The sequence below is a fragment of the Tenacibaculum jejuense genome (assembly GCF_900198195.1).
Taxonomy (GTDB): Bacteria; Bacteroidota; Bacteroidia; order Flavobacteriales; family Flavobacteriaceae; genus Polaribacter; species Polaribacter jejuensis.
In genome coordinates this window covers 707,899-719,897 of the sequence record NZ_LT899436.1, presented here as the reverse complement: position 1 = coordinate 719,897, position 11,999 = coordinate 707,899, and the positions used below count along the sequence as shown (strand labels likewise).

The 11,999-nt window shown below is 31.6% G+C and carries 7 protein-coding genes; 6 read left to right on the top strand and 1 reads right to left on the bottom strand.

Features of this window, described 5'->3' with window-relative positions; translation table 11 throughout:
- The first annotated feature begins 304 nt into the window (after positions 1 to 304).
- From AQ1685_RS03375 to AQ1685_RS03350, 6 genes are all read left to right on the top strand, one after another.
- Positions 305 to 1,129 carry an RteC domain-containing protein gene (locus tag AQ1685_RS03375; protein WP_095069448.1) on the top strand — a complete coding sequence of 275 codons (825 nt, stop codon included), beginning with the start codon at positions 305 to 307 and terminating at the stop codon, positions 1,127 to 1,129.
- A gap of 105 nt (positions 1,130 to 1,234) precedes the next feature.
- Positions 1,235 to 1,531 carry a helix-turn-helix domain-containing protein gene (locus AQ1685_RS03370; RefSeq protein WP_095069446.1) on the top strand — a complete coding sequence of 99 codons (297 nt, stop codon included), beginning with the start codon at positions 1,235 to 1,237 and terminating at the stop codon, positions 1,529 to 1,531.
- Positions 1,532 to 1,629: 98 nt separating this feature from the next.
- Positions 1,630 to 3,030: a DUF3945 domain-containing protein gene (locus AQ1685_RS03365; protein ID WP_095069444.1), complete on the top strand. Its 1,401-nt coding sequence runs from the start codon at positions 1,630 to 1,632 to the stop codon at positions 3,028 to 3,030.
- Positions 3,031 to 3,032: 2 nt separating this feature from the next.
- Complete coding sequence (locus AQ1685_RS03360) at positions 3,033 to 5,102, top strand: type IA DNA topoisomerase (protein WP_095069442.1); 2,070 nt, start codon at positions 3,033 to 3,035, stop codon at positions 5,100 to 5,102.
- 79 nt (positions 5,103 to 5,181) lie between these two features.
- Complete coding sequence (locus AQ1685_RS03355) at positions 5,182 to 5,625, top strand: DUF1896 family protein (protein WP_095069440.1); 444 nt, start codon at positions 5,182 to 5,184, stop codon at positions 5,623 to 5,625.
- Positions 5,626 to 6,107: 482 nt separating this feature from the next.
- Positions 6,108 to 11,249 (top strand): N-6 DNA methylase, encoded by a 5,142-nt coding sequence (locus AQ1685_RS03350; RefSeq protein WP_095069436.1) that lies wholly within the window; start codon positions 6,108 to 6,110, stop codon positions 11,247 to 11,249.
- A 254-nt stretch (positions 11,250 to 11,503) separates the two neighbouring features.
- On the opposite strand, the gene AQ1685_RS03345 is transcribed toward AQ1685_RS03350, so the two are convergent.
- Positions 11,504 to 11,998 carry a hypothetical protein gene (locus AQ1685_RS03345; RefSeq protein WP_095069434.1) on the bottom strand — a complete coding sequence of 165 codons (495 nt, stop codon included), beginning with the start codon at positions 11,996 to 11,998 and terminating at the stop codon, positions 11,504 to 11,506.
- Position 11,999 lies beyond the last annotated feature (1 nt).

Genomic DNA, 11,999 nt, shown 5'->3' with positions numbered 1-11,999 from the left:
GCGAAAATCCTAAAAAATGCGTTCTCATTTCTTTAATATAACTCAAATTAATCAGTTATCTACGAATATTTATTGAAAAACACCTAATATTTATAACTATTTTACGTTTATCAAAATATCCTTTAGTTTTACTTAAGATGGTGAATTAGAGGATGAACAACGTTCATTATTATTTATTGTCTTAAAACCTCCCAATCAACATTTAGATTATTTTTTAGTTTTTCTAGGTTTATACACTAGTAGTTTGGTTATCTAGTGATATTCCCTGGACGTTTTGGTTGTTTAATCTAAAAATGTTGATCAAATGAATATGTTTTTTGATGAAATATTGAATGAAGTACGAGACAAATACGGATCTATTAAATTCGAATCAAATGAAATAGAAATTGCAAGAAAAATGATTTCATATCTCCATGAGAAATTAGAGCTTATGAAAAAGCACTTATTAGACTTTAATTTTAGCACTGAGGAAGAAGAAATTCATTTTTTTAAAGAAATAAAACCCGAAATACATGGACTTTTAATTTTCTACAAGCATGTGTATTGTATAGAGACTACATGCCCAATTGGAAATGCTCAAAAAAATATACAACACTACACAAATTACCTTGAGAAGGTTTCAAAATCTAATAAAAGGTACTACCATAGTAATTCATTTTACCAGTATATAAAATCAGGGAGAACTGATAAGGATTATCTTTATTTTTTAAGACAAAAAAATGATGATATTGTTTACTCAGGAGATCAAACTTTTACTTTTTTTGATCTTCAATTTTCTACTTTCTATGATTCAGTATTTTCATTAATAAAAGCTGAGGAGAAACTTCATATTTATGTGAATAGTAAAATTGATGAATCTCCTAGAAATTCTATAAATGTAGGTAATTTAGACTGGTCAAACTCTAAAAGTTCTATGATAGAGCTTATCTACGCCTTACATATATCTAAGTCAATCCCTAAATCAAATATCCGTAAAATTGCGAATGTTTTTGAACAGATTTTTGATATAAAATTAGGAGATATACACCACACTTATCATCGAATGAAATATCGCACAGATAGCAGAACACTATTCTTGGATCAGTTAAAACAAGCTTTAGAAACTCATTTAGGTGAAAGTGATAGATAAAAAAGCATTCTCACCAATAAAAAACCATTGCCAATTGGCATCTACTTGGGTATGAATACCCAATAACTACTCCACTTTTGTTCCATCATTTTAACTCACTAAAAGATGGAATTAGACAGAAGAGAATTTTTTGCTTGGATGGATCGCATTCAAGATCGTTTTGACTTATTAGACGAAAAAATAGCTCGTTTACAACGACAAAAAAACGTAATTGAAGGTGAACAATTACTAGACAATCAAGATGTACTAACGATCTTAAAAGTTAGTTCCAGAACTCTTCAACGATATCGTTCCTCTGGAAAATTGCCCTATTATGCTATAAGTGGTAAAACATACTATCGACTCTCGGATATAAACCATTTCATAAAAGCTTTATTTAAAAACCCCGTAACGCCAAAATAAGTTATAAGAGGTCATGAAGTGACAATTTAAATCACTCGTATTTCTACATCGTTCAGGATTATAATTTCGAACAAATACTAATCGTAAATCATAATAAAATGAATGATGTTAATCAAGATTTACCCGAGCAGTTCTCGGATATTTTGTTGGTGCTAGACCAAGAAACAAATGAAATTAAAGCGGTCAAAGGATTAGACAAAGATGGCAATTTAGAAACAACTGATCCTAAAGAAGCAAATCAAAACGATTTTCTCAAAGTAGATAAAAATGGAGATATGCTATCTAATTTCTTTTCTAATTATTTCCGCCAAGCAAAAGACCCTTCACGTTTTAAATTTTTTAAAGTGCCTCTTAAGCAAATAGAAAAAATCACCAAAATTTTCAAAGAGCAATTAAAAAACCCAACACAATCAATGAGTAAAATGATGGATAATCATGAATTAGAGATTGCAAAATTTAATCATAAAAAACAACCACAAATGGAAACACAAGCAAAAGATTTAGAAGTACAGCACCAAGAAATTAGTCCTAATGGAACTAGTAAAAAAACCGAGACTCATTCAACAGAAAATACAAATCAAGAAAGTGAATACCGCTATCAAGAAAAAGATATTGATTGGGAAACTCTCGGTAGTCTGGGTATCACCAAAGAAAAGTTAGAAAAAAGAAATTTACTAGATGGTTTGTTAAAAGGATACAAAACCAATGAACTAGTACCTGTTAGTTTTAATGTAGGCACTGCTTTCAGTCGATTAGATGCTCGCTTGTCTTTACAAACAAATAAAGAAGGAAAGGTAACTATGGCTATTCATGGTATTCGACGAGAACCTATGCTTAACTATCCATTTTTTGGTCATGAGTTTAGCGATGCGGATAAAAAAAACTTAAAAGAGACTGGCAACATGGGGCGTATAGTAGATCTGCATAACTTAAAAACAGGTGAAATGATCCCTTCTATTATTAGTATAGATAGATTAACCAATGAATTGGTTGCTTTAAAAGCTGAATACATTAAAATCCCTAATGAGATTAAAGGAATAACTCTGAATGATCAACAAAAACAAACTTTACAAGAAGGGAAACCATTACAACTTAATGGAATGATTTCTTCTAAAGGAAAAGAGTTTGACGCGAAGGTTCAATTTAATGCTGATAAACGTTATGTAGAATTTCTATTTGATAAACCTATTCTAAATCAACAGCAAAAAAAGAATGATGCTCCTTTGAATGAAATCCCTAAAATGATTAGAGGTAAAGAATTGACCGAGGATCAACGTACGCTCTTGAAGGATGGGAAAACGATTTATATAGACGGTTTTATTAGTAGAAATGGAGATGCTTACAAAGGGTATTTAAAATTAAATGACAAGGGAAGTAAAATTGATTTTTCTTTTAAAAATCCTAACAATAAAAAAGACAAAGTAAGTCAAGAAACTGGTAAAGGGGAAGTGCAAAAAGTGGATGAAAAAGCCACAAAACAAAAAGGTAAAAAGCTATAAAAATGATAGCTATTATTACAGAAAAGCCCAGTGTAGCTAGCGATCTAGCTGCACACTTGGGCATTACTCAACGCAAAAATGGATATTGGTTGGGTAAAGAATATGCCATTACATGGGCATTTGGACATTTAGTAGGATTAGCAATGCCAGAAATATATGGTATTAAAAGTTTTCAAAAAGACAATTTACCAATCATTCCTCAAGAATTTTTATTAGTCCCTCGTCAAATCAAAATAAAGAACGAATATAGAAATGACAAACGTGCTTTAGAACAGCTACAAATCATTAAAGAGATTTTTGATCGCTGCAATAAAATTATAGTAGCAACTGATGCAGGGCGTGAAGGGGAATTGATTTTTAGATATATCTACCATTTTTTGAATTGCAAAAAACCTTTTGAACGTCTTTGGATAAGTTCTTTAACTGATGAAGCGATTACTGAAGGGTTTCAAAATTTGCAAAAAGGCACAAATTACGATAGCTTATATGAATCTGCTAAAGCTCGTAATCAGGCAGACTGGTTGATCGGAATTAATGCAACTCAAGCGTTAAGCACACAAGCCAATAATGGTGTGTATTCTTTAGGAAGGGTGCAAACTCCAACACTAGCTATGGTATGTGAACGTTACCTAGAACACACAAAATTTCAATCAGAGTTATATTGGAAAGTTAAACTACAACATAGTAGTAATGGTATTGTATTCCATACGCTTTCTGAAGCTTCATTCTCCTCTAAAAAGGAAGCCGAAGCGAGCATAGAGGTTCTTAACACTTTAAAATCTGTAGTTATTATTGAATCTGAGCAGAAGGAAAAAAGAGAGCAACCTCCATTACTTTATAATATAACAGGATTGCAAAAAGAAGCCAATACAATGTATAATTTGTCTGCTTCTCAAACATTAAAAATCGCTCAATCCCTATATGAAAAAAAGCTTATCAGCTATCCAAGAACTGGTAGTAAATATATTTCTGAGGACATGTGGCATCAAATCCCAGAATTAATACTAAGCTTAGAAAAAAATGAATCTTTAAAGGAACACGCAAAGAAGTTACGAACACAAAAGTTACAAAAACGAATTATTAATAATGAGAAAGTAACCGATCATCATGCACTATTAATTACTGAAAATACAGCTTTAGATTTAACTAAAGAAGAAAGCATGATTTATCAATTAATTGCATCTCGGATATTAGAATCTGTATCAGCTCCTTGTGTAAAAGAGGTTACCAATATAAAATGTAAAGCTAAAGACCAACTATTTACAACTACTGGCATCGTTGTTATATCGGAAGGATGGCGAGGAATTAGAGGTTATTTTGGTCAAAGAAACACCCCTCAATTACCCGAGGTTAAAGAAGGCGAATCAATAAAAATTAGAAATACATCTTTACAAGAAAAACGAACTCAGCCTAAACCCTTATTGACTGAAACTACATTGCTATCTGCTATGGAAAATGCAGGAAAAAGAATTGAAAATGAAGAAGAAAGATTAGCAATAAAAGAAGTTGGTTTAGGGACTCCAGCAACACGAGCCAATATTATTGAAATTTTATTCAAACGCAATTACATACAAAGAAAAAAGAAATCTCTTGTACCCACTGAAAAGGGTTTACAAGTATATGAAATTGTAAAAAACAAAAGTATCTCGAATGTAACAATGACAGGAGAATGGGAGAAATCATTAGCCAACATCGAAAAGGGAGAAATGAGTGTAACTGATTTTCAAAATTCTATTAAGCAATACACAAAACAAATTACTACTGAAATTTTAAATACTGAAATAAAAACCAGTCCAAAACAATTATTGCAGTGCCCGAAATGCAACAAAGCTTCCGTTAAATTATTTCCAAAAGTTGCTAAGTGTACTAATGATGGTTGTGATTGGCTGCTATTTAGAAGTATTTGCGGAAAAATTATTTCAGAAAAAGCTGTAGAAACATTATTGACTAAAGGTAAAACTCCGCTATTGAAAGGACTAAAAAGTAAAGCTAAAAAAACTTTTGATGCCTATTTAGTTATTGGAACTGACGCAAAAACTTCTTTTGAGTTCCCTCAAAGAAAGAAAAAATAAAAAACTTAAAATATCGTTTAATTAAATACTGATAACCAATTATTTGGTTTTCAGTATTTTCTTTTCTAAATAAACCATTATGAGTGACAAAAACCAACAAGACCTGTCTTATTTTCAATTGAGATTAAAAGAACATTTAAACTATAGTTATCCTGAATTGGCAAAAAACAATGATTTTTTAGTAGCGCGTAGTGAATTAGCATCACAAGCCTATACCGAAGCTATTAGCACTAATCATAACCATGTAGAAGCTTCTCATATTGCAAACACGACATTGTTTTCTGATTTACCATTTTCAAAAATGGATATGCTTTTTGACATCATTTGCAATGAATTTAATCGTGAAATTAAAGATGGAGATTTGCGCGAATTCACAGAAAAAATATATCCAATTAGTTTACCCTTATTCAGTCAATATAACATAGACAAAGACTTTGAAAATAGCGAAATGTATATGGCATTATACACTGAGTTGACAGGTGTAATTCAAATTTGGATAGAAGAAAATTTAATAGCCATGTAAAGGATGAAGTATTCTAATAATTCTGTAGAAAATAGATTTGTCAAAAAGAAAATTTACAATGAATTTTTTGTAATGTTTGTTTTTGGGTTAGTGATCTGTACTTATCTACTGTATCAAAATTCCATTATAGGTAACGCTCAACTAAAAGCTTCGGACATTCCTAAAGGGCTTTTAATTTTTCAAGGTTTCTATATAGGAGCTGCTCTCGTAGCTGGTTGGAAAGCTTTAAATAGTATTACCCCAAGGATTTTTTTAGTCTTACCAGTTATTGGTTGGGTCATTTATTTTATTCTGAAATTATTTCTATCATCTATTATAGGGGTTTTCATCCTGCCTATTAGACTAATTCAACGCATAAGACAGTTGTACCTAATCAAAAGGCAAAGTAATACCACTGCTCAGTAAAGCAAAGCCATTATTCATATTCCATAAAATCGAGTGTAGTGGGTTGGTAATTTCAAAAATTATCAATCTAAAGTACTATGGGATTTTCTAAAAAAGAGCATCTTCAGGATAATATAGCAGCTATACAAACAGCTTTAACTCTGGGAAAATTAAAAAGGCAAGCTAATGAAGAAGAACTTAAACTATTAAAAAAATATGTTGGTTTTGGTGGTCTAAAATGTGTTTTACAACCTGCAAACTCACTAGATGACATCACTTACTGGTCCAATTCTGAGTTAGATCTATTCCCTTTAGTTGGAGAACTTCATCGAATTTTACAAGAGAACACTTCAAGTCAAAAATTATATAAAAGTTATGCGGATAGCATAAAAAGTAGCGTTCTAACCGCTTTTTACACTCCTAATGCATTGGTGGAGGAAATTGGTAGGACTTTTCAAAACAATGAAATACAAGTCAATAAATTTTTAGATCCATCAGCAGGTATGGGGATTTTCACTTCTGTCTTTGGTAAAAATAACCCAGTTGCATTTGAAAAGGATCTACTTACTTCAAAAATACTTCAATATACGCAACCTGAAACCAAAGTATTTGGAAAAGGTTTTGAGACCATAGACAAAGCATATCATAACCATTTTGATGTCGTAAGTAGCAATATTCCATTTGGTGATATTAGTGTTTTTGACCCTGATTTTTCAAAAAGTAATGATGAGATTCGTGTGCAAGCATCTAAAAGTATTCATAACTACTTTTTTTTGAAAGGTGTAGATACATTACGCGAAGGTGGTCTGTTAGCTTACATTACTTCACAAGGTGTTTTAAATAGTTCTAGAAATGAACCTATTCGTAGAAAACTGTTAGAAAATATGCAACTAGTATCTGCTATCCGATTACCCAATAACCTATTCATAGAAAATGCAGGTACAGAAGTTGGTAGCGATTTTATTCTACTACAAAAAAACAGTCAAAAACAACAACTCTCAGAGTTAGAACACAAATTTATAGAAAGCTACATAACAGAAGAAAAGACTCCTAGTAATCGTCTTTTTGAGGGACAAAAAAACGTGCTCTTTACCAAATACAGCATTGATACAGATCCTTATGGAAAAGCTGCAACCATTTATTGGCATGATGGAACACCAGAAGCTATTGCTAATGATTTTGGAATGCTCTTACAAAACAACATAGAACAAAACTTAGATAGAGAATTATATCAAAACAAACAACTAAAAACAATTGCATCTGTTGTTGATCAACCTCTTAAAAAGCAAGAAATAACACAACAAGAATCGGTAATAACATTATACGATTTATTCAATTTTTCGGAAGAAGAACGAGACCCTAATTACAAACCTAAAAAACGGAAAAAGAAGAAACTTAAGTCAGGTATTGCAAGTAAAAAAAGTAACCTAAAACCACCCAAAGCTGTAAATGGACCTCAACCATTTACTGATCCTGTATTAGATCATTATAAAGAAGGTTGTTTGGTATATTTTGACAATCAAATCGGCTATTTAAAATCATTTCCTAATACCCCAACTTTTCATCCTCTATTACTGAATTCACTACAGCGAAGAAAAATAGAAAAATATATTCCTTTAAGAGATACTTATTTTGAGTTATACACTAAGGAATATAATACTCAGGTTGAGCAACCAAAATTACGTGAACAACTTAACGAGTATTATGACGCTTTCGTAAAAACAAGTGGCTATTTAAATGCACCTAGTTCTTTAAAGTTTTTAAAAATGGACGCTGTTAGTAATGAAATACTTTATCTCGAACGTAATCAAGGAGATTCTTTTAGAAAAGCAGATATCTTCTTTCGTCCAGTAGCTTTTAACTCAGATAAAATCGAATCTATTAAAACTCCGAATGAAGCCCTAAGTGCTTCTTTGAATAAATTTTCAAGTGTGGATTTAGAGTATATGGAGCAAATCAGCAAGATACCCCAAGAAGAGTTAAAAACTGTACTAGGTGAGCGAATACATTATCATCCAATAGAGAACGAATATCAAGTTAGTGATAAATTTTTAGCTGGAAATGTAATCCAAAAAGCAAGTCAAATAGAAGCGCATATCCAATTGAATCCAGATGATTCTGAAGCTAAAGACTCTTTAAAAGCATTACAGGCTGTTTTTCCACGCCGAATTACTTTTGAAGAATTAGATTTTAATCTTGGGGAACGTTGGATACCATCAGGAATTTATAGTCGTTTTGCTTCTCATTTATTCGATACCGAGGTGAAAATTCATTATGCTCCGAATGGTGATGAATTCTCCGTGAATTGCAAACAAAAAAATGCAACGATATGGAGTAAATATAATGTAAAAAGTGAAAGCAGAAATTATGATGGAATTGCCCTATTAAAACATGCTTTAGTAAATACTACACCAAAAATCACAAAAAAGATAGTTCTTGGAGAAAAGGAAGTAAAGATTCCAGACAGTGAAGCTATTCAACTCGCTAACAGTAAAATTGATGAAATACGAAACGAATTTATTGATTGGCTACAAGTACAAAATGATGATTTCAAAAATAGGTTAACAAACTTATATAATAATACCTTCAATTGCTTTGTTCGTCCAGAATACGATGGTAGTCATCAAAGTTTTCCTCAATTAGATAGAAAAGGACTAGGTATAGAAGATTTATACAATAGCCAAAAGGATGTCATCTGGATGATAAAAAACAATGGTGGTGCAATCTGTGATCATGAAGTTGGAGCAGGAAAAACCTTAGTTATGTGCTGTGCTTCTTATGAACTAAAAAGGTTAGGTTTAGCCAATAAACCAATGATTATTGGTTTAAAAGCTAATGTCCACGAGATTGCCGAAACTTATAGAAAAGCTTATCCCAATGCTCGAATATTATATCCAGGAAAGCAAGACTTTACCCCTAGTAAACGTCAGCGCATTTTTGGAGATATTAAAAATAATAATTGGGATGCCGTTATCTTAACACATGATCAATTTGGGAAAATACCACAATCCGCAGAAGTACAGCAAGAAATTTTACAAGCAGAATTAGACAATGTAGAAGATAACTTGTGGACTTTGGAGCAACAAGGTGAAGAAATCTCAAGAGGTATGATTAAAGGGATGCAAAAAAGAAAAGAAAATTTAGAAGTAAAACTAAAGTCGTTAGCCCATGATATTGCAGAAAAAAAAGACGATATCATAGATTTTAAAATGATGGGAATAGATCACCTTTTCGTAGACGAAAGTCATAAGTTTAAAAACCTAATGTTCAATACACGTCATGATAGGGTCGCTGGATTAGGAAATTCACAAGGAAGCCAAAGAGCCATAAATTTATTGTTTGCTTTACGTACCATTCAACAGCGTACGGGTAAGGATTTAGGTGCTACATTTTTATCAGGAACTACCATTTCTAACTCACTAACAGAGTTGTATTTATTATTCAAATACTTACGCCCTAAAGCGCTCGAACAGCAAAATATTCATTGCTTTGATGCATGGGCTGCTATTTATGCTAAGAAAACAACAGATTATGAATTTTCTGTAACTAATACAATCGTACAAAAGGAACGTTTTAGATACTTTATTAAAGTCCCAGAATTAGCTCAATTCTATTCGGAAATTACTGATTATCGTACAGCCAAAGATATTGGTATAGATCGTCCAGAAAAAAATGAAATACTATACAATATCCCTCCGACTCCAGAACAGGAAGAGTTTATCTATAAATTAATGGAGTTTGCTAAAACAGGGAACGCTACACTTTTAGGGAGACCTCCACTTTCTCAAAAAGAAGAAAAAGCAAAAATGCTAATTGCTACCAATTATGCTCGTAAAATGTCCTTGGATATGCGGATGATTTCATCTGAATACAATGATCACATAGATAATAAAGCCTCGCATTGTGCAAAAAAAATCAGTGAATATTATCATAAATTTCAAGCGCAAAAAGGTACTCAATTTGTGTTCTCAGATTTAGGAACTTACAAACCTAATACTTGGAATCCATATTCAGAAATCAGACGTAAACTTATAGAAGATTATGGACTTCTTCCTTCTGAAGTGCGATTTATTCAAGAAGCAAAAAGCGAAAAAGCACGCAAAGATTTTATTACACAAATGAATCAAGGGAAAATTCGGGTGCTTTTTGGTTCTACCGAAATGTTAGGAACAGGAGTTAATGCACAGCAAAGAGCTGTAGCCATCCATCATTTGGATACTCCTTGGCGACCAAGTGATTTAGCGCAACGAGATGGTAGAGCCATTAGAAAGGGTAATGAAATTGCTAAACATTTCGGCAACAATAAAGTTGATGTAATTATTTATGCAGTAGAAAAATCTTTAGATAGTTACAAATTTAATCTACTGCATAACAAGCAACTTTTTATAGATCAGTTAAAAACAAATAATTTAGGAAAACGAACCATAGATGAAGGTGGCATGGATGAAAAGTCTGGAATGAATTTCTCTGAATATGTAGCAATACTATCAGGAAATACAGATTTATTAGAAAAAGCTAAATTGGAAAAGAAGATAACTGCTCTAGAAAGTGAACGAAAGGCATTTCACAATTCTAAATGGACTTCCAAAAACAAATTAAAAGACCTTTGCCAATTGGTAGAACTTGGCAAAGAAAGAATAGCTTCAATGACAGCTGACCAGAAGCAATTCTTAACTAATCTTAAGAAAGATGAAAACGGAACTGTCTTGAACCCTATTCAATTAAAAAATTTGGATAGTTCTAGTATCAATCAGATTGGGAAAAAGCTAAACGAACTATCCAAAGAAATGAATACTAGAGGCGAATACCGAAGTATTGGTAGCTTGTATGGATTTACGCTGCTTATTAAAACAGAAGCTTCTATGAAAGATGAGTTTGATTTTAATATCAATCGTTTTTTTGTACTTGGTAAAGGAGATATTAAGTACACCTACAATAATGGATTAATGGCTTCCGATCCTCAATTAGCTGCTTCTAATTTTTTAAATGCTTTGCTAAAAATTCCTTCTTTACTTGAAAGTGAGCAGGAGAAACTTAGCAAAAATGAAATACATATACCTACACTTAGCGAAGTAGTTCACGCTAAATGGCGTAAAGAAAATGAATTAAAAGCTATAAAATCTGAATTAGAAAACCTTGATCGAAAGATTAAAAATACTATTACTAAAACGGAGAATACTAAAGATGAAATTACAGAATCCACGGTTAATGAAAAACCTAAAAAGGCGATAAAAATATAGGTTAAAGGAACGTTATTTATCGTCAATATTTCGGAGCTACCACACCATAGATTTTGTAAAAAAGCCCATGTTTATGTTTAAACCATGGACTTTAAATTATGTAATATCATGAAAATAATCTGCACACATCTCTTGCATTTGCAAGAATTAATAATGTAAAAATTATAATGATAGTCAAAAATACAAACAGGAAAACCTGCTTACTTTTTGGGTTATTATAGATAGAGAGTTAATCCATATCTTCATACTCGATTCTATTTGTAAATTTTTATAAATTCTTTCTTTAAATCTTCATATAATGAAAAAGCTTGTTCTAAAATTTCTTTCAACTCTTCGTAAGTTCTAAATCGAGGTTTTTTTATATAACCTTCAGTAAGCGATGATTTGTTAATTTCAATTAATTTACAGACTTTAGATGCAGTACCCCCAATAAGTTCTTGCTTTTCTTTATCACTTTTAAGAACTCCGAATATCAATTCAGCAACTCCATATTTCAAACTAGTATGGAAATAAAAAATATGATTTTGTAATTCTTGGTTGATTTGGTAGAAAGACTCTGCTGCAACATACTTTGCCTCTGAATAACCTAACTCTTTTAAAATTTCCAAAACAACTTGCTTATCTGCTTTTTCTAACCTTTCTTCTTCTGTGTTATATTCATCACTTAACTTCTTATATCTATCATAATAGTTGATATTAGTATAAATTTTTGATAAATGATCGCTAAATTTTAAATCTTCTCGAATCATA